The sequence below is a fragment of the Yoonia sp. GPGPB17 genome (genome assembly GCF_037892195.1).
Classification (GTDB): Bacteria; Pseudomonadota; Alphaproteobacteria; order Rhodobacterales; family Rhodobacteraceae; genus Yoonia.
Genome location: NZ_JATACI010000002.1, coordinates 2855527 through 2881085, shown reverse-complemented (window position 1 = coordinate 2881085; position 25559 = coordinate 2855527). Strand labels below are relative to the sequence as shown.

Here is a 25559-nt window from a genome sequence, read left to right as displayed (position 1 = left end):
CGCAGGTGTTGCCACCCGCGCCCCATTGCAAAACCGATGTGGTTAGCGAACGCGGTTGCCGTTCACATTGACTTGTCCGTTCGGCAGAACTTCAACTGATGTCTCCATCTTGTCGTCACCGGTTGAACGGGCAAACATGCCCATCATCATACGCGCACCCATCACGTCCTGCTCTGGGACCAGACCCATAGCGACGACGTTATCAAGCAACGCATTAAAGCCTGTAATCTCGACCGAGGCTTCACCTTCCGGGCGCGGCAGCGGTGCAAAGCTCTGCATATCGCTGCTGTCGAAGGTGAACGCGCCATCGCCCGTGACCATTGCGCCTGCTGCGTTGATGTTCAGGGTATCAATGGAAACTGATTCCAGTTCATATGGCATCTCGGCATCGTTGATCGCATCCTGCTGTGAGGGATCGAACATATCAAACAGCGCCTTGGCTTTGCCGCTGACTGCCAATTGGATCGTGGCTGGATCGCGCGGCAAAACACTGCCTCCGTCAAACATATTCCAGATCGCATCACTGATATTCAGATCGATCAGATCAAAACCAATGGCAAAGTCAGACGCTTCATCCGCTGCACCCATCGGCATCAGAAAGTTGATGCCATATTGCGCCAGGCTCAGTTCAACCGGCAGAGGAAGATCGCCAGAGACAAAATTCAGCGCGATATCGTCTGTTTTCGAGGTATAGCCTACGGTGTCGCTATTCATCTCACCCGTCAGCATGGATGCACCCATGCTGATAGAACCAGAGGCCTGATCGCCGTCCGCGTTCACATCAAAGATATAGTCCGCGCTGTCGATCGTATACCCACCCGCCATCGCGAAACCGTCGTTCACCAGACTATCGGGGTCTTCAAAGTTTGCATCCAGTGGCACGGCCATCTCAGCCTGCGTCGTCAGGCCAACCATCTTGCCACCACCAGTCACATATTCACCACCGCCGCCAGGAATCTGGAAATCAACAAGCACGTCAACGGATGCGATCGTGCCACCGTAAGAGATATTGCGCAGGTCACTAACCGTGGTCTGATATGTCAGATCAACATCATTCATTGCGATTTCTGCGTCACCTGTGAAGGTCACATCACCATCGACGACATCTTCAAGCGCAATCATATATTGATCGGCAGTGACCTCATAATCCATCGCATCAGGATCACCGCTGACAATCATTTCCATGTTTTGCTGGCTGACGTTGATTGTGATCACCACACCATCGTCGCCAGTCACGACCATCGGATAGCTTTCATCCATCGTCACGCGCACCGAACCGTCAGACTGCTCGTTAAAGGTGATAGCCTCCATCGTCATTTCAGCCGTGACGTCGTCGTCTGACACGCGCAAACCAAGATCACGCACTGTGACCGTACCGCTTGAGGTCTCTTCTGCGCCAATCGTCAGGTTGTCTTCGCCATAAATGGCCAACTGCGCCTTCCAGTCCTCCCAGACTTGCGCGGCCGTCACATCGGCGTTTGCTGCGCTGCCAGCGATTAGTGCGGCGATGCAAACAGCGCTGCGCATTCCAGTTGAATAGATCATTAAAGGTCCTTTCTTTATGTCTCTTTCGGAACGCGCCTTGACTTTCTAATATGGGCCAAAGGGCGTTACTATTGACTCGATAAGTAGCTACCCAAAACATAATCCGAAAGGGATGGCCGTGAAAAACATCAATTTAGTCGGGAAAACCGTACTTATCACCGGGGCCAGCCGCGGGATTGGAGAGGCCACCGCCTATGCTTTTGCCGAAGTTGGCGCAAATGTTGCCCTTGTTGCACGCAGCACAGACCATATTGCTGAAATCGCAGGGAAAATCGGTGAGAAGGCACTTGCGATTCCCTGCGATGTCTCGCGCTACGCCGAGGTCGCATCAGCGGTTGAGGCGACTGCGCAGACCTTTGGCGGCTTGGATGTGCTGGTCAACAACGCGGGCATTGTTGATCCCATCGGCCACTTGCAAGACACCGATCCAGAGGCATGGTCACGTACAATCGACATCAACCTCAAAGGCGTAATGCATGGGTTGCATGCCGTGATGCCGGGGATGATTGCGCAGGGGCACGGCACAATTATCAACATTTCATCGGGGGCAGCGCATGGCCCGGTAGAGGGGTGGACGGCCTACTGCAGCTCGAAAGCGGCCGTTTATATGCTGACTCGCGCGGCAGATAAGGAATCGCGCGACAAAGGTCTGCGGATCATGGGCTTGTCCCCCGGCACCGTCGCCACCCAGATGCAACGCGAAATTAAGGCCTCTGGCATCAACCCGGTCAGCCAGCTTGACTGGTCGGTACATATCCCACCGGAATGGCCAGCACAGGCGCTTTTGTGGATGTGTACCCCCGAAGCAGACGACTATCTGGGCGAAGACATCAGCTTGCGCGAAGATGACATTCGCAAAAAGGTCGGCCTTACATGATCCGTTGCGACAAGGACGGGGATACATGGACCGTCACGATTGACCGACCCGACAAGGCCGGGGCACTCACGCGTGAAATGCTGACCGAATTGGCCGACATTGCCGAGGCCGCACAATCAGCAAAACTCTTTATCCTGTCGGGCACCGGCGGCGTCTTCAGCGCAGGCGCTGATCTGGACGCCGCGCGCGCAGGCCTTGCTACAGATCCTGTCTGGGAAAGGCTTTCGACCGCGATTGCCAATCTACCAGGACTGACAATTGCGGCCCTGAACGGCACTGTCGCAGGCGGCGCGTTCGGCATGGTGCTGGCCTGCGATTTGCGCATCGCGGTTGCAAAAGCCAAGTTCTTCTACCCGGTGATGAAGCTAGGCTTTCTGCCGCAACCGTCCGACCCACCGCGTCTTGTCACGCTGGTGGGCCCAGCGCGCGCGAAACTGATCTTGATGGCAGGCCAGAAAATCACCGCTGATCAAGCTTATGGCTGGGGCCTGGTTAATCAGATCGTTGACGGCGATGCATTGCGTCGCACGGCCCTTGCACTGGGTGCCGATGTGCTGTCCGCCGCACCTGACCATATTGCGGGCATTAAGGGCATGACGGCTTAGCCATGCTTGTTGAACAGGCAGACGTCAGAACAAAAGAAACGGGATAGGGGCGGCCCTGATGGAACCAACGACATTGATGGATCAGGCGCGCGACGCCTTTGATCAGGCCTTGGTACTGGCGCAGGATTGGCTTTTGTCGCCCGCGGCATGGTCGCAGTTTGCGCTGCTGATCGGGGCCTATCTGCTGGCGCGTCTGGTCAATCGGATCGTTACACCACGTCTCACCGCTTTGCTGACACCGGATGCGGCCAATCAGTCTATTCTGGCAAAGGCACGCCATTTCATTCTGATTTTTCTCCCGCTCCTTTTGCCGCTATTGGCCTATGGTTTCACCGCCATCGGCGAAGCTGTCACAAGATCACTCTTCGGGTCCGGCGCCGTCATCGCCTTTGGCAAACGGGTTTTCCTGTTTTTGGCCGCTCGCGCCTTGGCCAAGCACATCATCACCGATCCCTTCCTACGGACACTTGCAAAATACGTTCTCGTCCCGGCGGCCGCACTCTACGCGGTGGGCTTTTTGGATGAGATCGTCGCGGCGCTCGATGCAGCCCAGGTTAACCTCGGCAACATCAGTTTCTCTGCTCTGGCAATTGTAAGGGGCATCGTTGCTGGCAGCATCCTGTTCTGGCTGGGCCAATGGTCCAACTCGCAGTCGTCGTCCTACATCGAACAACAGCCGATGCGGCCTGCGATTCGGCAGTTGGCCATAAAGTCATCCGAGTTCGCGATCTTCGCAATCGCCTTCCTGATCCTGATGAACATCATGGGCATCAGCCTCAGCTCGCTCGCGATCATTGGCGGTGCCGTTGGTGTGGGCCTTGGTTTTGGCTTGCAAAAGATCGCGTCGAACTTCATTTCGGGCGTGATCCTGATGGTCGAAGGGCAAGCTACCGTCGGCGACTATGTCGAACTGGATGGCGGCGAGGCAGGCACCATCATCAAGATGACCGCGCGTGCAACGATTCTTGAGACATTCGATGGACGGTGGATCGTGGTCCCGAACGAAGATTTCATCACGACACGGGTGGTCAATTATTCCGACTCGGGTTCTGCCAACCGTTTGGAAGTGCCGTTTTCGGTCAGCTATGACACCGATATCAACCAAGTCCCCGCGATCATCGAAGCGGCGGTGTCCAAGCACCCCGGTGTTTTGCAAGAACCTGAAGGCCCTGATTGCGAGTTGCGCGGCTTTGGCGATAGCGGCATTGATTTTGGTGTTGAGTTCTGGGTCGAAGGCATCGACGACGGCAAGAACAAATATGCCTCTGACGTGTTGTTCCTTATCTGGAACGCACTCAAGGAAAACGATATCGAAATCCCTTATCCGCATCGCGTGGTCGAATTCAAAGGGCAGATGCCCACGTGACAGACGCCGTCGTCATTGGCGCAGGCCCCGCTGGCCTGATGGCGGCTGAGGTCTTGGGGCAGGCTGGTCTGTCGGTTACGGTGGCAGAGGCGATGCCCTCGGTGGGGCGCAAGTTTCTGATGGCCGGAAAATCTGGGCTGAACATCACCAAAGCTGAACCAAGTGCCGCTTTTCTTGCCGCCTACGGCAGCCAGTTGCCCGCTGCTTTGCAAAAAGCGCTTGATGAGTTCGGCCCCGATCAGGTGATCAATTGGGCAGAAGGGTTGGGACAATCCGTTTTCACCGGATCAACCGGACGGGTCTTTCCAACGGTAATGAAGGCGTCACCCCTACTACGCGCATGGCTGGCGCGTCTGAGTGATCTTGGTGTGCGTCTGGAAACCCGCTGGCGGTGGAACGGATGGCAGGGCAACAACCTGATTTTTGAAACCCCCTTAGGCCTGCAAAGGATACAATCGAAAACCACCATCCTTGCAACAGGGGGCGCAAGCTGGAGGCGCCTGGGCGCAAATGGCCAATGGGCCGTACATCTGGCACAGGATGTTACACCGTTTCAGCTTACCAACATGGGATTTGTTGTCGATTGGTCGGACCACATGAAACCATACCTTGGGACACCTGTGAAATCGGTTGCGCTGACCGCCAGAGATCAGAGATCACGCGGCGAATTCATCATCTCCGAGCAGGGAATCGAAGGAGGTGGGATCTATATGGTCTCACGTGCCATGCGTGATGGGGCGACGTTGACCATTGATCTGAAACCGGACTGGTCGCACGATCGGGTACGCTCTGCTTTAAGCAGATCACGTGGTAAGAGCAGCCTGTCAAACCACTTGCGCAAGATGCTGAAATTCACACCAGTACAAACCGCATTGCTGTCAGAATTCGGGCGACCATTGCCTGATGATCTGGCACCGTTGATCAAGGCGCTGCCGATCACACATCTAGGACCGCGACCGATCGATGAAGCGATTTCGACCGCTTGCAGCGGTATGCGGTTTGATGCACTGACCGATAGCCTGATGATCAAACATAGACCGGGCGTGTTTTGCGCAGGCGAGATGCTGGATTGGGAAGCCCCAACCGGCGGTTATCTGATCACGGGGTGCCTTGCGACCGGGGCACTGGCAGGTGCGAGCGCCGCCGCTTTCATTGGGTGAGCAGGGATTAGTAACAGTTGTCTGCCACAACATGGCAAATCAGAATCCTTGCAGCGGATCGTGAAAAGCGCCAACTCACGTCTTATTGCGGTTAGAACTGTTGCGGAAATACACCTACTTCAGACTGTTTTCTATTGACACATCGTGGGGCAGTGCCGCGTCAAGCAAGGCGTTGCCCATACAGAAACCACATAACTATTTGTTATAAATAAATAATATTTGTTCCGTTACATGCGGTAGAGTAGGAATCTGCGGCCTCGGCATGATACTGCCCAAATGCGCCAGATATTCCATGTATTTTCGCATCTAGGATTTACCGGCAATCCCTGATTCAATGTCACAATGTGGTTCGGTCACGCTTTGACCTCACCGCCCCGTGCATGAATGGAGTATCAATATGCGCTTTACAACAACACTTGCCGCTGCCGCAGCTCTTGCAGTTTCCGGCGTTGCCGCCACAGCTGGTGGCATGGCCGACGAAGTTATGGAAGCACCTGTCGTGATGGCCGAGCCAGCACCAGCACCAGCTGCTTCTTCTGTTAGCCCAACATATGTTGTTCTGGGTGTGCTTGCAGCACTTCTGATCGCTGCAGCCGCTGCTGAAGACTAATCAAAGTCTACGATTTTGATGGAAAGGCAGGCCTTGGCCTGCCTTTTTTCGTGTCATCGACGCGCCAGCATTGCAAGCCGGATCAGAACGCGCTCCATCAATGCATTGGGCGGCGCTGTATTTGCAGAACGCAACTGTAGGTCGACATCCGTCAACGCGGTGAGCGCCTTCTCAACCCGGTCACGGCCCCAATGATTGGCCTGTCGCACCATCTTGTCGCGACGTGGACCAAAGACGGGCGGACGCAAACGACCAACCCCAGCAGCCGCACCGCCCGGATCACTTGCCACCGCATGCAGCCTGCGGAAGTGGCGCATTGCTCCGATGCTTAGCGCGACAGGCGTTACCCCTTGTGCGTAGAGGTTCCGCAGAAGTGGCCCAAGCCGATCCGCCTGCCCCGTTGTGACAACCTCAAGCACGTCATCAATATCGACCTCGGCCGATTGTGGGGCGTTTGCGGTCACATCTGCGATGCTTAGGGCAGTATCATCGCCGCGTTTGTAAAGGCTGACTTTCTCGATTGTCTGTCTGAAGTCGCCGGGCTCTAAGCTGTTGGCCAGCGACATCAATGTGTCCATCACATCCCGTTCGGGCAAATCCACGCCAACGTCCCTGAGTGCCTGCTCCACATCGGCAACAGTCGGCGGGTCATCATATAGGCCAATTGCGACGGCATTTTTGTGCCCCTCAACCACCTTGCGCAGCGCTGATTTCGCGGTCAACTGACCAGCGGTAATCACGACCTGTGCGTCGCCTGCCTGCCAATCGGCCAAGGCCGCAGCCAACACCTTCGACATCCCATCGGTGGCATCTTCGACAAAGGCCACCCGGTGACCTGGAAAGAACCCTTGCGCCTTGATCGCATCGTCCAGCAAGGCTGGGTCCTTGCGCAAATCAGCGGTGCTGATCCGGGTCAGCCGCATCTCTTCTTCGCCCTGTGGGCCGACCAATGCATTGATCACCTGCTGACGTTTATCAGCAACGCGCATCGGATCGGCACCAAAGATCAAGAGCGCCGCATGCGACGGGTCCGGTTGGCGGAAATAAGTGTTGGCCGCAGCACCGGTTAGTTTCATTGGTCCTGCTCAGTGTCCAGAACAAGGATACGGCTGACAATCAGATCTGCCAATATGACCGACAACCGCGCCTCGGCATCGTCCCGTGTCGCCTGCGTCGCAATAGTCGAGCCGGTGGCCGAATAGCTGGTAAAGGCTTCAACCTTGCCGCTGTCCAAGACTGCCGCGGTTTCAAGCGAAACCAGCGACCACTCTGCCGTCCCGATGATGTTAAAGCGTGATGTATCACCTTCTGAGGAAATCGCCGCAGCCCTTTGCGAAGACCGGAGTGTCGTCTTGAGCGTGAACCGCGGCGCAACACTGCGGCCAAGTCGATCTTCCAGCCGTTCGCGTAGCCGAAAGCCCGCGATGCTCTCGTCTGTTAAAAAATCGACCTGCCCTCTGAACCCGTTGTCAGCGCCGTAAATCGGCACAAAGCCGCAACTCGCCAGCCCCATCAATCCGATGAGAAGGACGCGGCGGGGGATGGGCTTAGATGACAATGTTTACAATCCGTCCTGGGACAACGATCAGCTTCTTGGGGGCCCCGCCGTCAAGGGCATTCTGCACGACCTCCAATGCCATTGCCATCTCTTCGACAGCATCTTTCGAGGCATCGGCAGCCACTTGAATTTCCGCACGGCGTTTGCCGTTGATCTGGATCGGCATGGTGACCGTGTCTTCCACCAGCATTGCCTCATCCGCGACCGGCCAGGACGCATTCGCGATCAGACCTTCACCCCCCAGCATCGACCAGATCTCTTCTGACAAATGTGGGGTCATCGGCGACATTAACTGGGCCAGAATCCGGGCCGCCTGACGTTTGGCGGCACCACCCGCCTTTGACTTTGCCAATACGTTGGTGAAAGCATAAAGCTTTGCAATTGCTGCATTAAAACCAAACGTCTCCACCCCCATAGTCACGTCATGGATTGCCTTATGCATGGCACGCAGCAGGTCTTCGTCACCCGCACCCGTGCCTTCATCCATTGCCGCAATCTCGGTCACAACACGATGGACGCGGTTCAGGTGCTTGTAGGTCGCCTCGGCGCCCGAGGCGGTCCACTCCACGTCACGCTCGGGCGGGCTGTCAGACAGTACGAACCAGCGGGCCGTGTCGGCACCGTATTTGGCCAGAATGTTGTCCGGGTCGACGACATTCTTCTTGGACTTCGACATCTTCGCAGATGGGATCACATCAACATCCTGCCCGGTCGCACCTAAGCGTGCACCACTCTCGGTCCACTCGATATCCTCGGGCAGATGATAGACCGGGCGGTCCCTTTCATCGCGTGTCACATAGATCTCATGCGTCACCATGCCTTGCGTAAACAGCGCATTAAACGGTTCTTCGGTGCCTTGCGGCAGGTGGCCGGTCATTTGCATCGCGCGGGCAAAAAAGCGGCTGTAGAGCAGGTGCAAAATCGCATGCTCAATGCCACCGATGTACTGGTCGACGTTCATCCAATAGGCGGCATCTTCCATCTTCGTCGGCGTGTCCGCGTCAGGCGCGGTGAAGCGTGCAAAGTACCACGACGAATCCACAAACGTGTCCATCGTGTCCGTTTCGCGCTTTGCGGGCTTATCGCAGGATGGACAAACGCAGTCGCGCCAAGTCGGGTGACGGTCTAGCGGATTGCCAGGCACGTCAAAGCTGACGTCATAGGGCAGCTCAACCGGCAGGTTCTCTTTCTTCTCAGGCACCACGCCGCAGTCATCGCAATGAACAACGGGGATCGGGCAACCCCAATAGCGCTGGCGGCTCAACCCCCAATCGCGCAGGCGGAACTTGGTCACACCTTCGCCGATGGCATGCTTCTCACAAAAGGCAATCGCTGTGGCAATGCCCGCGTCGCCGGTTTGCTCGGTCTCGCCAGCGAAACCGCGGATATAGATGACGGGTTCTGACTTTGGCGGGACATAAGCATCGCCGCCATCTTCGGGCATCACTATGCCTTCGTCCTTCAAAGGCGCATAGGTGCTGATCACAGGCAGGCCGTATTTACGCGCGAAATCAAGGTCGCGCTGGTCATGGGCCGGACAGCCAAAAATCGCGCCAGTGCCGTAGTCCATCAGAATGAAGTTTGCGATGTAGACGGGCAGGTCCGGTTGACCCTCCAGCGGATGCTTTACGCGCAGGCCGGTGTCATGGCCCAACTTATCGGCCTTCTCAATCGCCTCAGCAGTCGTGCCACCTTTGCGGCATTCTGCACAGAACGCGGCAACAGCTTCGTCTTTCGCTTCCAACTCTTTTGCCAGCGAGTGATCTGGAGAAACGCCCACAAAGGACGCCCCCAGCAGCGTATCCGGTCGGGTCGTATAAACCTCGATCTCACCACCATCGGTGCGCTGGAAGGCGAACTGCAAGCCGCGCGATTTACCGATCCAGTTCGCCTGCATCAGTTTCACTTTGGCGGGCCAGTTATCCAGCCCGTCGATGGCGCTCAACAGCTCTTCGGAGTAATCGCTGATCTTAAAGAACCACTGCACCAACTCACGCCGCTCAACTTCGGCACCAGAGCGCCAGCCCTTGCCGTCGATGACCTGTTCATTGGCCAGCACGGTCATATCGACCGGGTCCCAGTTCACCACGGCTTTCTTACGGTAAATCAGGCCCTTAGACAGGAAGTCGATGAACAGGGCCTGCTGCTGGCCGTAATAGTCCGGATCGCAGGTCGCAAACTCTCGCGACCAATCAATCGACAGGCCCAGCGGCTTCATTTGCGCCTTCATGTCGGCGATGTTGCTGTAGGTCCAATCCTTCGGGTGGCCGCCCGATGCCATCGCCGCATTCTCGGCGGGCATCCCAAAAGCATCCCAACCCATCGGGTGCAAGATGTTATGCCCGGTCGCCAGCTTATAGCGCGCAATCACATCGCCCATGGTGTAGTTGCGCACGTGACCCATGTGGATGCGGCCTGACGGATAGGGGAACATCTCAAGCACATAGTACTTGGGCTTATCCGCGCTGCGCTCAGCCTTAAAGGTCTGGGCCTCGGCCCAGGCATCCTGCCATTTCGCCTCGATCGTGGCGGGGGTGTAAGTCGTCATCTCATCGGTCTTTCGAAAAAAGCAAAACGCCGGGCAGTGGGCCCGGCGCTATTCATAATCGGGCTTTATGCCGATGGCTATAGGGCGCCATCAGCAATACGGAGTTGGCGGGCACGCGCGAGGATCGCATCTGTCACAGCGCGTTCCGTCTCAACAGCAACTGGGCCGCTGCGGGTCAGCAGGTTGACGTTTAGTGACCGGGCATCCATCGCCGGATCAGTCACCTGCACCGTTGCACGGTAGGCGCGGCCACTGCCGGGGGGTGTCCCAAAGCCTGTTGTGATCACGCCGGTAAATGGATCGGCGGATTGCACCGGCAAAAAGCTCAGGACATCCAGCGAGGCGGCCCAAAGATAGCGGTTCACCGCAACATTCTCTGCACCCCGTGGGGTTGGCGGGGTGCCGCTGCCACAAGCCACAAGGGCCGCCAAAGCAAAGATCGCCAGCGCCTTGCGCCAAATTCCAGAAATCACAGTCAAACCACTTCCCCTCTGATCGGGTCAATCACGTTGCAGGAATATGTAGCGAAGGGGGGACGTGGTCACAAGCGGTTAGGGGCCTGCACAAAAAGAAAGAGCGACCCCAAGGGGCCGCTCTCGCTATTTCAGATCGTTCTGCTTCGATTAGAAGGAGAAGGATACTTCAACAGTTGTACCAACCTGGTACTCTGGATCACCAACTTCGTCGTCGTCGATTGTGCCTGGAACTTCTGCTTCGGCATAGGATACCAGCAGCTCTGCACCACCGCCGAGGTCGTATGTACCAGCGACATAGAAGTCTGTGCCGTCATCAGCAGCGGCCGTGTTGTCAGATTCATCAAAGACACCGGCAAGTACAGTGAAGCCGTTACCTACGTCGTAAGAACCGTCCAGCGCAACTTTGTTCACGCCTTGATCGTAGTCGTAATCAAGGGTCACCGCAAATGGGCCACCATCTGGTGCATAAGCTACAGTCACACCGTAGTTATCTTCGTCGTTGTCGTTGTCGTCCTCAGACACATAGTAAACTGTGCCTGTGATCCCGCCACCGAATGGGTATGCAACCTGAATACCTGTGGATGATTCGTCATCATCAGCACCGAGGCCTGTTTTCTGGGCGTATGCCAATGTGATGTCTGCACCAGCAACACTTACGCCAGCCGAGATACCAAAGATTTCGTTGTCGGTGAAGTCGCCGTTGTCGCCAGTGATTGGAGGGCCTACATCATCATCATTGGTGAAATAACCGGGGAATTCGTTCTCTTCTTGATATGCCACAGCAAAGTTAAACATACCAAATTCGCTAAGCTGCACCAACAGACAATTGTGCGTAGTCTTCTTCAGTATCGTCAGAGACCAACTCACCTTTGTTGTTCGAAAGAGCAAGCGATACAGATGCGTCGATGCCAGCAACTGACACGTCACCGCGCAGAACATTTTCACCATCCGCTTCGGAGAAGTTATCGGCTTCCATGTCACCAGCAGCGGACCAGTGAGTTTCAGCAGCAAATGCTGTGTCGCCCAAGAACAGGCCAGCATCGTCTGTTGTCAGCGACAAAACAACGCTATCAGAGTTGATTGCCTGACCGTTGTCTTCGTCTGTGATGTCGAATTCCCAAGTCGCAGACGCCGTTACACCGTTGTCCAGTGCCGCTGTACCAGTGACGTTCAGGTCACCTTCCCAGTAGAAACCGTCGTTGTCGCCAATCTTTACTGTATCATCATCATCGTTGTCGTCGTTGAAGCCAAGTGTAAAGTCGCCGCTGAAAGAGACGCCAGCATGGCCATCAGCGTAAACAGCGGATGTACCTGCAAGCAGGATCAGCGCTGTTGTTGTAAGAAGGGTGCTTTTCATGGATATTTTCCCTCGTGTTATGCATTCCCAAGAATGCCAGTTGTCCTAGCATTGGCGTCTACCTGCGCCCTTCCACCTTAACACTCAAGTGAAATAGGGCTGTAATTCCTGTCTTTGATAAAAATGATGCATCAATGACACACAATTATTTCAATCATGACACGGGTGCAATTTCGCACTATTTCAGCCCGAAACTTACCGTGATCCTTATTTCTTGGAGTCTGCCATGCCCCTAGCCGAAATTCAGGCCCGAGTCGCGAGCGCATGTGATGCGGCGGGCCGAAATCCTGATGATGTAAAGCTGATAGCCGTGTCAAAAGTGCAGCCCAACGAAAGGGTTGAAGCGGTGCTGGCAGAGGGCCACCGCATCTTTGGCGAAAACAAGGTGCAAGAGGCCGCAGGCAAATGGCCCGATTTTCGCGCGCGCTATGACGGCATCGAACTTCATCTGATCGGGCCCTTGCAGACCAACAAGGTCAAGCAAGCCATGCAGTTGGCCGAAGCGATCCATACCGTTGATCGCCCCAAGCTGGCCAAGGCAATCGCGCGCCATGCGCAGGATCTGGGCCACTGCCCCGATCTTTATATTCAGGTCAATACAGGCGAAGAGCCGCAGAAGTCGGGCATTCTGCCCGCAGAGGCGGATGCTTTTGTAGCCGAGGTCCGCGCGCTTGACCTGCCACTGAAGGGCCTGATGTGCATTCCGCCCGTTGATGAAGAACCGTCTTTGCACTTTGCCCTGCTGGCCAAGATCGCGGCACGCAATGGCCTGACCGGGCTATCTATGGGTATGAGCAGCGACTTTGAAAGCGCCATCGCGCTGGGGGCCACGCATATCCGCGTCGGCTCTGCCATCTTTGGTGAGCGTGTTTACGGGTGAGCGGCGACTACAACCCGCCGCAAGACCCGCTTGCCATCCTGCATGATGATCATGAGGTGCTGCTGGTCGACAAACCCAGCGGGCTCTTGTCCGTACCCGGAAAGGGCGACCACCTTGCCGATTGCCTGATGGCACGTGTGCAGGCGGCGTTTCCCACCGCCCTTCTGGTGCACCGCCTCGATCGCGACACATCCGGCGTGATGATCTTTGCCCTGACGCCGCATGCCCAGCGCCACCTTGGCCTGCAATTCGAAAAGCGGCAGACCAAGAAAACCTATGTCGCCCGCGTCTGGGGTGAGATGACCGAGAAGACCGGCACCGTTGATTTACCATTGATTGTCGATTGGCCGAACCGTCCACGGCAAATGGTGGATCAAGTGAACGGCAAGCAAGCGGTCACCGATTGGCGCGTTGTGCGGGCAAAGGCTGGCGAAACCCGCGTTCGGCTGATGCCACGCACCGGACGGTCGCATCAGTTGCGGGTGCATATGCTAGCACTCGGCCACCCGATCCTAGGCGATCCGTTTTACGCAGAAGGTGAGGCGCGGGATTTCCCGCGCCTGATGTTGCATTCCGAGACATTGCAATTTCGGCATCCCGATGGCGGGCAAGGCATGCGTGTTACGGCGAAGTGCCCTTTTTAGCCTGTGACAAACTGCGCAATCGCATCAACTTCCGACTGAGCAATCTCATGCCCGCCAGGGTGCCAATGCACTGTCACGCCTGCGCCCTGCGTGCCTAGATAGTCCGCCAAGGCTTGTGTCATCGGTGCCGGGCAAATCGGATCGCGCTCACCCGCTGTGATCAAGATGCGACGCCCCGCCAGACCGGGTTGCGGATCAGGCGCCCATGGTATCAGCGGGTGCATCAGGATCAGATCATCCACCAGCGCAGGCCGTTCAAGCGCAACCGCCGCCAGAATATTCGCCCCGTTCGAATAACCCAAACCAAGCGTCTTTGACGGCGACGTAGAGTCTTTCTCAGACTCTATGAAACCGGCCATCGCGGCCGTCCGCTGCGCCAGATCAGCCATGTCATAGACACCCTCGCCCGTGCGACGAAAATACCGCAACGCGCCATGTTCAGACACGTCACCGCGCGGCGAGGTCACATGGGCACCGGGGATCAACTGTTCGGCAAAGCCATGAAACTGGTCTTCATTGCCGCCTGTTCCATGGAATGTCAGGAACAGCGGTTTGCCCGCTGCCCCTTCCGTGCGTTTCGCTACATAGGACATATCAGTCACCCAACGGCTGAAGTATACCTTCCAACCGCCCACGCAGATGCTCATGCTGGCTAGGCAGTTTGAGCGCTTCGCCAAGATGGGCTGTGTCTTCGTCGCGGTCAAAGCCGGGCTCATTCGTGGCAACCTCAAACAACACACCACCGGGCGTGCGGAAATAGATCGCATAGAAGTAGTCACGGTCGATGACTGGCGTCACCTGATAGCCGGTGTCCAGCAATGCCTCGCGCACCTCTAACTGACGCGCGCGGTTTTCCACGGCGAACGCGATGTGATGCACCGATCCGGCCCCCTGCGCGGCATGGCCCGCGTTTGGCAGCTCTTCGATATCAATCGTGTTGGCGTCATTGCCACCGGGGACAGAGAAGCGGGTGACATTGTCTTGGCTGTCCAGCTTTTCATATCCCATGAACTGCAACAGCTCAGTACTGACGGCCGCATCCTTCAGACGCATATCGGCAGAGTGGAAGCCATGGATGCCCATCGCCTCACCCACGCCATTCCCGGTCCAAGGGGCGCGATCGTCGTCGCTTTCAACTAGGGCAAACTGGTCACCATCGGGACCATCAAACAGCACACGCTTTTCACCAAAGCGGGTATCCTGCGCGACGCCATCAACCGCGAACGTGGCAAACCGGTCCAGCCAAGCCTGTGAAGACCCGGTTGGAATACTGAACGCGGTGCGCCCAACCTCACCCACACCTTTTGCCCCGCGCCCCGCATTCGGGAAGGGGAAGTAGGTCATGACAGTACCCGGCGATCCAGCCTTATCGCCATAATAGAGGTGATAGACGTCGGGTGCATCGAAGTTCACGGTCTTCTTCACCCGGCGCAGGCCGAGCACATTCGTGAAGAAGGCATTATTCTCGCGGGCATCACTGGCCAGCGAGGTGACGTGGTGGAGTCCTTTGATCTGTTTTAGCATAACGCTCTCCTATTCCTTTGACAGAATAGATAGCGATCACGCCGTCGCACAAAAGACCGATAGGCGCACCTATTTGGTGCGCCCATGCACATGACATTACTCGGCAGCCCAGCCAGAGATGGCCTTGACCTCAAGGAACTCTTCAATCCCCCAAACGCCGCCCTCGCGGGCGCGCCCTGACATCTTGACACCACCAAAGGGCGACCCGGCCCCGCGACCTTTGCCATTCATCTCAACCATGCCAGAACGCAGCGCGCGGGCCATGCGGTTGCGTTTGTCCCCGTCTTCACTCTGAACATAGTTGGTCAGACCGTAAGGTGTGTCATTCGCAATCTTCACCGCATCTGCCTCATCGTCAAACGGGATGATCGACAGAACCGGGCCAAAGATTTCTTCCTGCGCGATGCGCATGTCGTTGGTCACATCAGCAAAGACCGTCGGACGGACATAATAGCCACGATTCATCCCCTCGGGCAGGCCGGGGCCACCGGCAACAAGCCGGGCACCTTCGTTGATGCCCACCTCAATCATGTCCTGTATTTTGGTCCATTGGGTTTTGTTTACCACGGGGCCAATATGGCGACCGGGCTCAGACGCCGGACCAACGGTGATCCCTTTGGCAATCTCGGCCGCAGCCTCGACTGTTTGGTCATAGATCGAGCGTTCCACCAACATGCGCGTCGGCGCATTGCAGGACTGACCGGAGTTATTCATGCAATGGATTACGCCGCGCTTGACCGCCTTCTCATCCGCATCGGCAAAGATCACATTGGCACCCTTGCCCCCCAATTCCAGCGTCACGCGCTTGAGCGTTTCAGCAGCCGCGGCAGAGATCGCCTTACCGGCACGGGTTGACCCCGTGAAGCTGATCATCGCCACATCTTCGTGGCGGGACAACTGACTGCCGACCCCGGCACCATCACCGTTCACGAGATTGAAGACACCAGCCGGGACGCCCGCGTCATGGACAAATTCAGCGAAGAGGAGTGAAGACAAAGGCGACTCCTCGGATGGTTTGAGAACCATCGTGCAACCAGCAAGAAGCGCCGGGATCACCTTGAGCGTCACCTGGTTCATCGGCCAGTTCCACGGCGTAATCAGGCCCACAACGCCAATTGGCTCCATCGCGATACGATCATTCGGTGCGTGGGGGCCAAGCGGGCGAATCCACGCGATCTCTTTGAACGCCGCAAGAGAGCTTTCCAAATGCCATGGCAAGCACGGGGCTTGGCTGCTGCGCGCCATATCAATGGGCGCACCCATCTCGAGGCTGATGGCTTCGGCCATTTCTTCAACACGCGCTTCATACTGTGCAAGAATGCCTTTGACATATCCGGCGCGCACCTCAGGATCGGTCGCCGCCCACGCGGGAAAAGCAGCCTTAGCCGCCGCAACGGCGGCATCGGTGTCCGCCTGATCGCCCAAGGAAATTACGGCACAAGCATCTTCGGTCGAAGGATCAATCACATGGTAATCATGCGCTTGCACCGGCGGCACCCACGCACCGTTGATATAGAAATTGCGACTCTCAATCATGGCAGCTCTCCTCTCGCTCACAGAATATGTGGCATCGCAAAAGGTGTTGCGCAAGCGGATGTGGTGTTGCGCCGCCATGCCCCCTATATTGAATTCGGAAAATGAAGAGCAAGGAGTACTACAATGGGTCTGCGCATCAACGATACCATCCCTGATTTGACGGTCGAGACCGATCAGGGAACAATGTCACTGCATGATTGGGTCGGCGATAGCTGGGCAATCCTGTTTTCACATCCCAAGGATTTTACCCCCGTGTGCACCACCGAATTTGGTGCCGTTGCGCAACTGGCCGACGAATGGGCCAAGCGCGGCACCAAGGTCATGGGCGTCAGCGTAGACGGCGTTGAGGACCATAAGAAGTGGAAAGGCGATATTGAAACTGTTGGCGGCGCACCTGCCGGGTTCCCGATTGTTGCCGATGACGGATTGGAACTGTCCAAAGCCTTCGACATGCTACCCGCCGAGGCCTACCTGCCCGATGGCCGTACCCCAGCAGATAGCGCCACCGTGCGTTCCGTGTTCATCATCGGCCCTGACAAGCAGCTCAAGCTGTCGATGACATATCCCATGACAGTCGGGCGGAACTTTGCCGAAGTGTTGCGGGCGTTGGACGGCCTGCAAACATCCACCGGGCGTGGCGTGGCCACGCCTAAGAACTGGAACGTGGGCGATGATGTAATCATCCCAGCAACAGTCAGCGATGAAGATGCCAAGGCGAAGTTTGGTGATTTCACCACGGTCTTGCCGTATCTGCGGACAACCAAGCTAAAAGACTGACGCTTATCTAACAGAAAAGCCCCGGTCGTCTTTTGACCGGGGCTTTTTTTCGCGCTGTGGGATTTTAGTAGGTATAGCTGACAGCAAAACCGACAAACGGCAGCACTGGCAAATCCTCAAGATCATCATTCAGCTCTGAAATGTCATCCTGAACATCTGTGCTTGGATCATCCGATGAAACCTCCAACGATGAAACAATCACCCCCAGATCACCTGACAGGGACCAGCCCGGCGCGATCTTTGTGTTGAAGCCAGTTGTGATCATTGGTGCCACTTCGTTTTTAAGGGCAACCTCACCATCATAAATCAAGAGGCCGTCCATGACCTGTCCTGTGATTTCGGTGTTCGAAAAGAACAATCCACCTGACACGCGCCAAGCGTTCGACAACGGGTAATAGTCGGCCAGAATGGCGACACCGCCCAAATCAGCCTGCCCATCGACATTGGCATCATCAACCTCAAACTCATCATCAATGTCAAAGCCACCCATGATCATGCCGCGCACAGCAACCTGCGGTGCCACATCATATTCACCCTGCAACGCGAAACCAAAGTTGGTCACGCCCACACCGACAGAGATTTCACCTGCGTCCTGCGCTTGTGCAGCAGTGCTCAGGCATGCAATCGCCAGTGCGGCTGTCATCATCTTCAAACTCATTCCAATTCCTTTCAACAATACAGAATCATAGCGCCTACGGCGTGAAGAAATTCTAACGGCATTGATTGGACGTATCAGTGATGACGGCGGCATTGGGTCACGCAACCAACCAAATGTCACATATTTGCTTGGTGCAATTGCACTATACGCTTGATTTTGAAACCAAAAAAGGCCCCGGCAGTGACGCCGAGGCCTCGTGTTTTCGTTACCCCGGAACAACCCCGGGCAGAGACGCTGCTTACTCGGCAGCATCCTCTTTCTTGATCTCTTCACCGGTTTCCTGATCAACCATCTTCATGGCCAAACGGACCTTGCCGCGATCATCAAAGCCCAGCAGCTTGACCCAGACTTCCTGACCTTCTTTCAGAACGTCGGAAGGATGGTTCAAACGGCGGTTTTCGATCTGTGACACGTGCACCAGACCGTCGCGCTTTCCAAAGAAGTTCACGAAGGCGCCGAAATCGACAAGCTTCACGACCTTGCCCTTGTAGATCACACCCTCTTCCGGCTCAGCCACGATAGAATGAATCATGTCGTAGGCTTTCTTGATCGCATCCGCGTCGTTAGAGGCCAGCTTGATGATACCTTCGTCGTTGATATCAACCTTGGCACCAGATGTTTCCACAATCTCGCGGATAACCTTACCGCCGGACCCGATGACTTCACGGATCTTGTCGGTTGGGATCTGCATGGTTTCGATCTTAGGTGCGTGAACGCTGAATTCATTCGCACCAGTGATGGCTTTGCCCATCTCGCCCAAAATGTGCAGACGGCCCGCTTTGGCCTGCTCCAGAGCTTTTTTCATGATCTCTGGCGTGATGCCTGCGATCTTGATGTCCATCTGCAAGGATGTGATGCCGTTTTCGGTACCAGCTACCTTAAAGTCCATATCGCCAAGGTGGTCTTCGTCACCCAGGATGTCGGACAGGATGGCGTATTCGCCGTCGTCTTCCATCACCAGACCCATCGCCACACCGGCAACCGGTGCTTTCAGCGGAACGCCTGCGTCCATCATGGACAAGGAGCCACCACAAACAGACGCCATTGAGGACGAGCCGTTTGATTCAGTGATCTCAGACACCAGACGGATGGTGTAAGGGAAGTCTGTCGCCGCAGGCAGAACGGCCTGCAACGCACGCCATGCCAGTTTGCCGTGACCAATTTCACGACGGCCCGGGCCAGATACACGACCAACCTCACCAACAGAGTATGGTGGGAAATTGTAGTGCAGCATGAAGTTGGACTTATACATGCCGGTCAACGCGTCAATCATCTGTTCGTCGTCGCCGGTACCCAGCGTCGTCACAACCAAACCCTGTGTCTCACCACGGGTGAACAGGGCAGAACCGTGTGTGCGGGGCAGGACACCTGTCTCGGACACGATTGGACGAATAGTATCAAGGGCACGGCCATCGATACGCTTGCCGTTCTTGACAACATCACCGCGCAGAACCTGGCTTTCCAGCTTCTTCAGCGCCGCACCAAGGTTGCCGTCTTCTTGCTGCTCTTCGGTCAGAGCCTCAACAATTTCCGCCTTGGCAGCAGCTACAGCGGCAGTGCGTTCTTGCTTATCGGTAATCGCATAAGCAGCACGCATCTTGTCTTCGCCAGCGGCCTTCACAGCGGCGGACAGCTCAGAGTAATCCTCTGGCTGGAAGTCAAACGGCTCTTTCGCGGTTTCTTCGGCCAGATCAATGATCAGGTCGATGACCGGCTGAATGCTGTCGTGGGCGAATGTGACGGCGCCCAGCATTTCGTCCTCTGTCAGCTCGTAAGCTTCAGATTCAACCATCATCACCGCATCTTTGGTCCCGGCAACAACAAGGTCCAAACGCTGCTCTGGGTTCATGCGCAGGTTGTGCATGTCGTCGATTTCAGGGTTCAGGATGTATTCGCCATCCTCATACCCCACGCGGCAAGCGGCAATCGGACCCATGAACGGCGCGCCAGAGATGGTCAGCGCGGCAGAGGCCGCAATCATCGCGACCATGTCGGGGTCGTTGACCATGTCGTGGGACAGCACCGTGCACATCACCAGAACTTCGTTTTTGAAGCCGGGAACGAACAATGGGCGGATTGGACGGTCGATCAAGCGGGCGGTCAGCGTCTCTTTCTCAGTCGGACGCGCTTCGCGCTTGAAAAAGCCGCCTGGCACTTTACCGGCGGCATAGTATTTCTCTTGATAGTGGACGGTCAGCGGGAAAAAGTCCTGCCCCGGCTTTTGCTTACGCGCAAATGTCACGTTCGCCATGACACTGGTTTCACCCAATGTTGCGATGACAGAGCCATCAGCCTGGCGGGCAACCTTGCCCGTTTCCAGTGTCAGCGTTTCTTCGCCCCACTGAATTGATTTCTTCACTTCATTAAACATGATGTTTTCCTAGTTGGCCTGTTTGGCCTTTTGCGTAGGGGGCGTATTCCCCCTCACCCCGGTATCTTGCTATGGCGCTGGGATGCGGGCGCCTGCTTCTCAAGATTTGCGGGGCTTAGCGGGTTTTAAGTGGTTTGGGAAGGGGGTGTCGCGATCAGTGGTTTGTCGTGCCTTATGCGACGAAGCTTTGTTGTCAATGTCTGCATCGAGATACAGCTTTGAACCCATCTTACTGGATGCTGCAGATATGAAAGGTTGCTTCTATTCATTTCACACAATTGTTAAACTTGTCCAAGTATAGCTGCGCAACAGCTTTGAAAGCACACCCAGCGTCGAAGTCATTTGGAACACAAAGAGGTGGAATACCATGCATGTCTGCTGGTCACGCGCATTAACTCTCACACCAAGACAGGAATAGACGAGGATGGTGAAACTCCCAAACCTGAACGCCGCTGAACCAATCCCTGATTCTGCCATGGCAGAAGTCGATCGGATACTGCGCACAGGAGACTTGTTCAGATACAGCTCAGATCAATCACCCGTTTCTCTACTTGAGGCCGAGTTCTCCTCTGCTCTTGGAAGTAAGTATGCACTAGCTGTGTCATCCTGTTCTGCGGCCTTGTTTCTTTCCCTGAAAGCGCTCGACCTGCCACGTGATGCGAAAGTACTGCTTCCAGCGTTTACATTTGCTGCCGTGCCGTCAGCGGTCGTGCATGCAGACTGTATTCCGGTGCTGTGCGAATGCGGAGACGACTATCGGATCGATTTGGTCGATTTCGAAAACAAGCTACCGGGTTGCAGTGCCGTTATCATAAGTCATATGCGCGGCCATACGTCTGATATGGATGCCATTATGGCAATGTGCGATGCCGCCGATGTTGCAGTGATCGAAGACGCAGCACATAGTCTTGGCACAACCTGGGCAGGCCGCAATATTGGTACTATTGGCAAGGTCGGATGTTTCAGCTTCCAATCTTACAAAATGCTCAATGCGGGTGAAGGCGGCATTATGATCACCGATGACGAGAACCTCATTGCGAGGGCCGTCATCATGTCAGGTGCCTATGAACATAATTGGCAACGGCATCCTGTCCTTCATGAAGCCGTCGCAAAATGGCAAAATCAGCTGCCGTTGTACAATCAAAGACTGAATACAATGTCGGCCGCTTTGATCCGGCCGCAGTTGGATGCTCTTGCGCGTCGGGTCGAAGCAGGGCGTCGCAATCATGACCATGTTGCCGACATTCTAAACAACAGCCCGAATATCTTCGTACCGCAACCATTGCCAAAGGAGCGACGTGCACCTGATTCAATTCAGTTCAATTTGGTGAACATGTCGGACGAGCAGGTTGATGGTTTTGTCAAGGAAGCGGGAGCACACGGGTTGAAGGTACAAGTCTTTGGCCGTTCTCAAGACAACGCCCGAGCGTTTTGGAATTGGCAGTTTTTAGGCGACAACCCTGATCTGCCAAAAACCCGTGCAATGCTTGATCGCGCTTGCGATGTACGTCTACCAGCCCGGCTTGAGCTTCAGGAATGCAATGCCATTGCGCAAGTACTTCTTAAAGCTGCCGAATCGACTGTATGTGTCGAAGCGGGCTAGGGAATTGAAACGGTTTCCATTGAAAACTTTGCCTTTGGCGCGACTTAAAGCGGATCGTCATACAGCCCCCGTGAAAGCCAAAAGCTGCGGTCCAGCTTCGCCAAAGCCAAAAACGACTATCGGCGGATCTGTTCGAAAGATGGGTTTTGTCAGGCAAATGGGGTGCGCCCAGCGGGAACGGCTTGTACTATGTGGCAGGCTTGTCCAGCACGCTCATGACGTATTTCATCAGCCCCGCGCGATGAAGCGTTTTCATGGCAGCCTCGGGCGAGGCGCGCGGCGTCATCCTGGATGAAACGATGTGATCCCATGTGGCATCGATATGCGCTGATATATCGCGGGTTGCTCGCAGGTTCAGCCCGTTCACCTCGTGATCTGCGGCAGTTGCGCGGGGGTTTGGCCAAGGCGCATAACCCTCGGTGATCACTGCCAGGCAGGCCGCAGCATCTTCTGAGTTGCAATGCTCAAAAAGAATATCGCTGCACACCAAAATGCCGCCGGGACGCAAGACCCTTGCTGCCTCGGCCAGAAAGTGTTGCCGATCTGGAAAATGGAACATCGCTTCAAGTGACAGAACACAATCGACACTCGCGGTTTGCAGGCCAGTTTGTGCAGCTTCCGCCTCAATCCATTGCAAGCTGTTGCCATTCTTGGCCGCGATCTCATCGCAAATGGCCAACTGCCTTGGGTCGATATTTAGGCCGATCAGCGTCGCATCGTGAAGCCTGTCGTTGATCACACGCAGACTGCCCCCGATCCCACATCCTATATCGGCGACAGTCATACCATCCCGCAGGTTAAGTGCATCAAGATGCAGCGCGGTCATTGCCTCTTGTGCCTGCGGCCACGTCAGAACCTCGCCTTCTGGCCAAAACCCCAGATGCACATGATCAGTGGCATACCCCGCCCGGTAGGCTGCGATCAGACCGGGAATATAGTCGAGCCCCCGATCACTCATCCCCAGCAGTAAACCTGTGATCCGTCTTTGGCCAAAGCCATAAAGCTGCACACGGTCCAGCGCGTGCGATCGCCCTGCACCTTACTGACACCATGCAGATATCGGCTGGAATGCAGGATCACCATTTCACCGGGTTCCAGACGGATAGAGGTTTTTTCGATATCACTTAAGTCGCGTTTTGGCTGGCCGGTATCCCGATTGCGAAAGCCCTGCGCGTCGGTGGCCGAAGACAGGTTGTAGACATCAAGCGCACCGCCCGCCTCAGCCTGATCAATGCAAAGCACGAAGGAGTAAATCTCTGGCTCACAAAGGGCGGCAACATGTTGGTAGGTAGGCCGGATCGCGGCTTCGTTGTCGAAATGGGCGGGGATGTATCCGCCAGTCAGGTGGGCACGCAGCGTTGTGAAGAAGTGCCGCGCACCGTCAGGGCCGGGTGCAGCACCATAGGCGCGACCTTCGTCAAGTTGTGACAGCAGGCCAGTGATCCGGCGCTCCAACGGCGCACCCCCGAAATCGAGCGCGGCGAGCTTTGCCCGAAAGTCCGGCTCTGCCGCAAAGTAAGGGGCAAGGTCGCTGTCAGCGAGATTCAGGTTGATACCGTAGAAGTAGGCACAGAACGCCGGTGGAAAGGTTGTCTTAACGAAGTCCGGTGCATTCTTGGCAAGAACAGGCGGCAATTTTGCCAGTGCTTCTTTCGGATAAACGCCGCGCACAATGACAGCACCCAGATCATTCGCGCGCAACCGGACCATCGCATCGGTTGATGTGGCAATATCATCAGCATCGACATCAGCGACTTTGAGGAATGAGGTCATCGTTTATCCCAAGCTTTTCGGATGGGACTATTGCAAAGCAAAGCAAAAGTGACAACGCAGACCATACAAACAGAAAAGCCCACCGGATTGGTGGAGCGTGATAGATTTTTGATAAGTTTGTGAAGCGAGGTGGTGCGACCCAACTAGCCGCTGTTTCTCCGCCGACGACTGCCCAGCCTACCACATTTGCCTTCGCGGTTCTTTCGATGGGCGAACAAAAAGCTTGGCAGGAGTCGCTTTCGCTTGCTACTTTGATGGGTAGAAGCGCAAAGAATTTTAATAATTGGGATCATAGTTCAATGAAATACGTACCTCACGCAGCAGCGATTTCACTTGCAGCCACACAATCAATGGCTAAATGGCTTGGCTGATGCTATCGATGAAACGCCTGTGATCCAACCCGAGGTTGTCGAAGCACCAACTGGAAGCTCCGATTGGATTATCCCGGTTCTCATTTTCGGTGCGCTGGCCGCAGTCGCAATATCAAGTAGCGATGATGATGGCGACACGCCGACAACACCGACGCCACCAACTCCTCCGACACCTGGACCAGTTACCCCTTAACCGAACTAGGGTATCTGGACATTACTGATTTATATGCGGCTGACGCGTTTGGCCGCATTCAGTTGGGTACGCGTTACCCACCTAAGTGAGGCATGGATATTGTCTGCAAATCTACTTTGTTTGAATCCCTTGGTTGTTGTAATGGACGATGTCTTTGACGCGGCATTGGCCAACGAAATCATTTCACTTGGGCAGGACACCCTGGTCAGAGCGACCGTCGTACGCAGTGCGGGAGGCGGGAAAGAACACGATAGCCGGACAAACGACGCTAGCGTCATAGACCAATGGGCACATGAAAAGATGTCGGCACTTGTGACGAAAATCGCAAGCTTTGTGCGGCTTCCACCCGAGAACGCAGAGCCATCCCAACTTTTGCGATATGAAGGTGACCAGAAGTTTGACCCGCACACCGACGCTTTTGACAACAGCGTCGGGGGGCGTGACTTTCTTTCCCAAGGGGGGCAGCGGCTCTTTACGACAATTTGTTATCTCAACGATGTCGGCAAAGGCGGCGAAACAGAATTCCCGGCACTGAAGATCAAGGTGGCCCCAAAGTTGGGCCGGGTCCTGATTTTCGGTAACACTCGTCTGGGAACAACGATGGAGCATCCGCACTCCAGTCACGGTGGTCGTCCTGTTGAAGAGGGCGAAAAATACGCCCTTTCCATTTGGTGGCGGCAACTAGCCTATCATATCCAACGGGATTACCCCGCCGAAGAGGGCGAAACCAAGACGGTCTCTTAGCGCGGCATCAACAAAAGCAAAACGCCCACCAAAAGGTGGGCGCTTCATCGTCTTAGCATGTCGTATCGCCTTAGCGACGCAAGCCGAGACGCTTGATCAAATCCTGATAGCGGGCTTCGTCTTTGGCTTTTGTATAATCCAAAAGCTTGCGACGCAGGGCCACCATTTTCAGCAGACCACGGCGACCGTGGTTATCTTTTTTGTGGGTCTTGAAGTGCTCTGTCAGTGTCGCGATGCGGCTGGACAGGATAGCGACTTGCACCTCGGGGGAACCAGTGTCGCCCTCTTTGGTCGCAAATTCCTTCATGATCCGTGCTTTGTCTTCAGCAGTAATCGACATCGGGGTCTCCTTCATATCAAGGGTTAATGGCACGATCCGGGAT

General features: G+C 55.6%; 26 protein-coding genes. 11 read left to right on the top strand and 15 right to left on the bottom strand.

Annotated features, from left to right (window positions below):
• Positions 1 to 42: 42 nt before the first annotated feature.
• Entirely contained in the window at positions 43 to 1545 is a 1503-nt protein-coding gene (locus tag QTO30_RS15170; RefSeq protein ID WP_340424935.1) for a DUF2125 domain-containing protein, read from the bottom strand.
• A gap of 112 nt (positions 1546 to 1657) precedes the next feature.
• On the opposite strand from QTO30_RS15170, the gene QTO30_RS15165 reads away from it, so the two are divergent.
• The 5 genes from QTO30_RS15165 (at position 1658) to QTO30_RS15145 (ending at position 6163) form a co-directional block, all read left to right on the top strand.
• Entirely contained in the window at positions 1658 to 2422 is a 765-nt protein-coding gene (locus tag QTO30_RS15165) for an SDR family oxidoreductase (RefSeq protein ID WP_445327158.1), read from the top strand.
• A complete protein-coding gene (locus tag QTO30_RS15160; protein WP_340424934.1) occupies positions 2419 to 3027 on the top strand; it encodes an enoyl-CoA hydratase/isomerase family protein in 609 nt (202 codons plus the stop codon). Before QTO30_RS15165 ends, QTO30_RS15160 begins: the two co-directional genes overlap by 4 nt.
• A gap of 58 nt (positions 3028 to 3085) precedes the next feature.
• Entirely contained in the window at positions 3086 to 4393 is a 1308-nt protein-coding gene (locus QTO30_RS15155; protein ID WP_340424933.1) for a mechanosensitive ion channel family protein, read from the top strand.
• Complete coding sequence (locus QTO30_RS15150; protein WP_340424932.1) at positions 4390 to 5553, top strand: TIGR03862 family flavoprotein; 1164 nt, start codon at positions 4390 to 4392, stop codon at positions 5551 to 5553. The genes QTO30_RS15155 and QTO30_RS15150 overlap by 4 nt, the downstream gene beginning before the upstream one ends.
• 397 nt (positions 5554 to 5950) lie before the next feature.
• Positions 5951 to 6163 carry a hypothetical protein gene (locus QTO30_RS15145; protein WP_340424931.1) on the top strand — a complete coding sequence of 71 codons (213 nt, stop codon included), beginning with the start codon at positions 5951 to 5953 and terminating at the stop codon, positions 6161 to 6163.
• Between the two features lie 53 nt (positions 6164 to 6216).
• Here QTO30_RS15145 and holA read toward each other — a convergent pair whose 3' ends face one another.
• From holA to QTO30_RS15115, 6 genes are all read right to left on the bottom strand, one after another.
• A complete protein-coding gene (gene holA / locus QTO30_RS15140; RefSeq protein WP_340424930.1) occupies positions 6217 to 7239 on the bottom strand; it encodes a DNA polymerase III subunit delta in 1023 nt (340 codons plus the stop codon).
• Positions 7236 to 7721, bottom strand: coding sequence for an LPS assembly lipoprotein LptE (gene lptE / locus QTO30_RS15135; RefSeq protein WP_340424929.1), 486 nt, complete (start codon positions 7719 to 7721; stop codon positions 7236 to 7238). Before lptE ends, holA begins: the two co-directional genes overlap by 4 nt.
• Positions 7711 to 10269 (bottom strand): leucine--tRNA ligase, encoded by a 2559-nt coding sequence (leuS, locus tag QTO30_RS15130; protein WP_340424928.1) that lies wholly within the window; start codon positions 10267 to 10269, stop codon positions 7711 to 7713. Before leuS ends, lptE begins: the two co-directional genes overlap by 11 nt.
• Positions 10270 to 10346: 77 nt before the next feature.
• Positions 10347 to 10688: a DUF3576 domain-containing protein gene (locus tag QTO30_RS15125; RefSeq protein ID WP_445327194.1), complete on the bottom strand. Its 342-nt coding sequence runs from the start codon at positions 10686 to 10688 to the stop codon at positions 10347 to 10349.
• Between the two features lie 204 nt (positions 10689 to 10892).
• Complete coding sequence (locus QTO30_RS15120) at positions 10893 to 11540, bottom strand: porin (RefSeq protein ID WP_340424927.1); 648 nt, start codon at positions 11538 to 11540, stop codon at positions 10893 to 10895.
• 10 nt (positions 11541 to 11550) lie between these two features.
• Complete coding sequence (locus tag QTO30_RS15115) at positions 11551 to 12102, bottom strand: porin (RefSeq protein ID WP_340424926.1); 552 nt, start codon at positions 12100 to 12102, stop codon at positions 11551 to 11553.
• A 226-nt stretch (positions 12103 to 12328) separates the two neighbouring features.
• Here QTO30_RS15115 and QTO30_RS15110 point away from each other — a divergent pair, with 226 nt between their 5' ends.
• Both QTO30_RS15110 and QTO30_RS15105 read left to right on the top strand, forming a co-directional pair.
• A complete protein-coding gene (locus QTO30_RS15110) occupies positions 12329 to 12982 on the top strand; it encodes a YggS family pyridoxal phosphate-dependent enzyme (RefSeq protein ID WP_340424925.1) in 654 nt (217 codons plus the stop codon).
• Entirely contained in the window at positions 12979 to 13626 is a 648-nt protein-coding gene (locus QTO30_RS15105; RefSeq protein ID WP_340424924.1) for an RluA family pseudouridine synthase, read from the top strand. The genes QTO30_RS15110 and QTO30_RS15105 overlap by 4 nt, the downstream gene beginning before the upstream one ends.
• On the opposite strand, the gene QTO30_RS15100 is transcribed toward QTO30_RS15105, so the two are convergent.
• The 3 genes from QTO30_RS15100 to QTO30_RS15090 all read right to left on the bottom strand — a co-directional run bounded on the left by QTO30_RS15100 (position 13623) and on the right by QTO30_RS15090 (position 16686).
• Positions 13623 to 14219 carry an alpha/beta hydrolase gene (locus QTO30_RS15100; protein WP_340424923.1) on the bottom strand — a complete coding sequence of 199 codons (597 nt, stop codon included), beginning with the start codon at positions 14217 to 14219 and terminating at the stop codon, positions 13623 to 13625. The two genes, QTO30_RS15105 and QTO30_RS15100, sit on opposite strands and share 4 nt — an antisense overlap.
• A 1-nt stretch (position 14220) precedes the next feature.
• Positions 14221 to 15150, bottom strand: a complete 930-nt coding sequence (locus tag QTO30_RS15095) for a VOC family protein (RefSeq protein WP_340424922.1) — start codon at positions 15148 to 15150, stop codon at positions 14221 to 14223.
• A 96-nt stretch (positions 15151 to 15246) separates the two neighbouring features.
• On the bottom strand, positions 15247 to 16686 hold the full coding sequence (locus QTO30_RS15090; protein WP_340424921.1) for an aldehyde dehydrogenase family protein: 1440 nt from the start codon (positions 16684 to 16686) through the stop codon (positions 15247 to 15249).
• A gap of 123 nt (positions 16687 to 16809) precedes the next feature.
• Here QTO30_RS15090 and QTO30_RS15085 point away from each other — a divergent pair, with 123 nt between their 5' ends.
• On the top strand, positions 16810 to 17463 hold the full coding sequence (locus tag QTO30_RS15085; RefSeq protein WP_340424920.1) for a peroxiredoxin: 654 nt from the start codon (positions 16810 to 16812) through the stop codon (positions 17461 to 17463).
• 64 nt (positions 17464 to 17527) lie between these two features.
• Here the strand turns inward: QTO30_RS15085 and QTO30_RS15080 are convergent, their stop codons facing one another.
• Positions 17528 to 18121, bottom strand: coding sequence for a hypothetical protein (locus QTO30_RS15080; protein ID WP_340424919.1), 594 nt, complete (start codon positions 18119 to 18121; stop codon positions 17528 to 17530).
• A gap of 238 nt (positions 18122 to 18359) precedes the next feature.
• On the bottom strand, positions 18360 to 20492 hold the full coding sequence (gene pnp, locus QTO30_RS15075) for a polyribonucleotide nucleotidyltransferase (RefSeq protein ID WP_340424918.1): 2133 nt from the start codon (positions 20490 to 20492) through the stop codon (positions 18360 to 18362).
• Between the two features lie 424 nt (positions 20493 to 20916).
• Between pnp and QTO30_RS15070 the strand changes: the two genes are divergently transcribed.
• A complete protein-coding gene (locus QTO30_RS15070; protein WP_340424917.1) occupies positions 20917 to 22095 on the top strand; it encodes a DegT/DnrJ/EryC1/StrS family aminotransferase in 1179 nt (392 codons plus the stop codon).
• Positions 22096 to 22282: 187 nt separating this feature from the next.
• On the opposite strand, the gene QTO30_RS15065 is transcribed toward QTO30_RS15070, so the two are convergent.
• Together QTO30_RS15065 and QTO30_RS15060 are read right to left on the bottom strand one after the other, a co-directional pair.
• Complete coding sequence (locus tag QTO30_RS15065; protein WP_340424916.1) at positions 22283 to 23053, bottom strand: class I SAM-dependent methyltransferase; 771 nt, start codon at positions 23051 to 23053, stop codon at positions 22283 to 22285.
• On the bottom strand, positions 23050 to 23868 hold the full coding sequence (locus QTO30_RS15060; protein WP_340424915.1) for a 2OG-Fe(II) oxygenase: 819 nt from the start codon (positions 23866 to 23868) through the stop codon (positions 23050 to 23052). The genes QTO30_RS15065 and QTO30_RS15060 overlap by 4 nt, the downstream gene beginning before the upstream one ends.
• A gap of 363 nt (positions 23869 to 24231) precedes the next feature.
• On the opposite strand from QTO30_RS15060, the gene QTO30_RS15055 reads away from it, so the two are divergent.
• Together QTO30_RS15055 and QTO30_RS15050 are read left to right on the top strand one after the other, a co-directional pair.
• Entirely contained in the window at positions 24232 to 24432 is a 201-nt protein-coding gene (locus tag QTO30_RS15055; RefSeq protein WP_340424914.1) for a hypothetical protein, read from the top strand.
• Positions 24433 to 24573: 141 nt separating this feature from the next.
• Positions 24574 to 25176, top strand: coding sequence for a prolyl hydroxylase family protein (locus QTO30_RS15050; RefSeq protein WP_340424912.1), 603 nt, complete (start codon positions 24574 to 24576; stop codon positions 25174 to 25176).
• A 70-nt stretch (positions 25177 to 25246) separates the two neighbouring features.
• Here QTO30_RS15050 and rpsO read toward each other — a convergent pair whose 3' ends face one another.
• Positions 25247 to 25516 carry a 30S ribosomal protein S15 gene (rpsO, locus tag QTO30_RS15045; RefSeq protein ID WP_340424911.1) on the bottom strand — a complete coding sequence of 90 codons (270 nt, stop codon included), beginning with the start codon at positions 25514 to 25516 and terminating at the stop codon, positions 25247 to 25249.
• Positions 25517 to 25559: the final 43 nt, after the last annotated feature.

Coding starts and splice junctions, on each gene's coding strand:
- QTO30_RS15160 (WP_340424934.1), top strand. CDS start 2,419: ATGATCCGTTGCGACAAGGACGGGGATACATGGACCGTCACGATTGAC.
- QTO30_RS15070 (WP_340424917.1), top strand. CDS start 20,917: ATGGTGAAACTCCCAAACCTGAACGCCGCTGAACCAATCCCTGATTCT.
- QTO30_RS15060 (WP_340424915.1), bottom strand. CDS start 23,868: ATGACCTCATTCCTCAAAGTCGCTGATGTCGATGCTGATGATATTGCC.
- QTO30_RS15115 (WP_340424926.1), bottom strand. CDS start 12,102: ATGAAAAGCACCCTTCTTACAACAACAGCGCTGATCCTGCTTGCAGGT.
- QTO30_RS15165 (WP_445327158.1), top strand. CDS start 1,658: ATGGCCGTGAAAAACATCAATTTAGTCGGGAAAACCGTACTTATCACC.
- QTO30_RS15080 (WP_340424919.1), bottom strand. CDS start 18,121: ATGAGTTTGAAGATGATGACAGCCGCACTGGCGATTGCATGCCTGAGC.
- QTO30_RS15110 (WP_340424925.1), top strand. CDS start 12,329: ATGCCCCTAGCCGAAATTCAGGCCCGAGTCGCGAGCGCATGTGATGCG.
- QTO30_RS15090 (WP_340424921.1), bottom strand. CDS start 16,686: ATGATTGAGAGTCGCAATTTCTATATCAACGGTGCGTGGGTGCCGCCG.
- pnp (WP_340424918.1), bottom strand. CDS start 20,492: ATGTTTAATGAAGTGAAGAAATCAATTCAGTGGGGCGAAGAAACGCTG.
- QTO30_RS15085 (WP_340424920.1), top strand. CDS start 16,810: ATGGGTCTGCGCATCAACGATACCATCCCTGATTTGACGGTCGAGACC.
- QTO30_RS15065 (WP_340424916.1), bottom strand. CDS start 23,053: ATGAGTGATCGGGGGCTCGACTATATTCCCGGTCTGATCGCAGCCTAC.
- QTO30_RS15050 (WP_340424912.1), top strand. CDS start 24,574: ATGGACGATGTCTTTGACGCGGCATTGGCCAACGAAATCATTTCACTT.
- rpsO (WP_340424911.1), bottom strand. CDS start 25,516: ATGTCGATTACTGCTGAAGACAAAGCACGGATCATGAAGGAATTTGCG.
- QTO30_RS15120 (WP_340424927.1), bottom strand. CDS start 11,540: ATGTTTAACTTTGCTGTGGCATATCAAGAAGAGAACGAATTCCCCGGT.
- leuS (WP_340424928.1), bottom strand. CDS start 10,269: ATGACGACTTACACCCCCGCCACGATCGAGGCGAAATGGCAGGATGCC.
- QTO30_RS15095 (WP_340424922.1), bottom strand. CDS start 15,150: ATGCTAAAACAGATCAAAGGACTCCACCACGTCACCTCGCTGGCCAGT.
- QTO30_RS15155 (WP_340424933.1), top strand. CDS start 3,086: ATGGAACCAACGACATTGATGGATCAGGCGCGCGACGCCTTTGATCAG.
- QTO30_RS15170 (WP_340424935.1), bottom strand. CDS start 1,545: ATGATCTATTCAACTGGAATGCGCAGCGCTGTTTGCATCGCCGCACTA.
- QTO30_RS15145 (WP_340424931.1), top strand. CDS start 5,951: ATGCGCTTTACAACAACACTTGCCGCTGCCGCAGCTCTTGCAGTTTCC.
- holA (WP_340424930.1), bottom strand. CDS start 7,239: ATGAAACTAACCGGTGCTGCGGCCAACACTTATTTCCGCCAACCGGAC.
- QTO30_RS15100 (WP_340424923.1), bottom strand. CDS start 14,219: ATGTCCTATGTAGCGAAACGCACGGAAGGGGCAGCGGGCAAACCGCTG.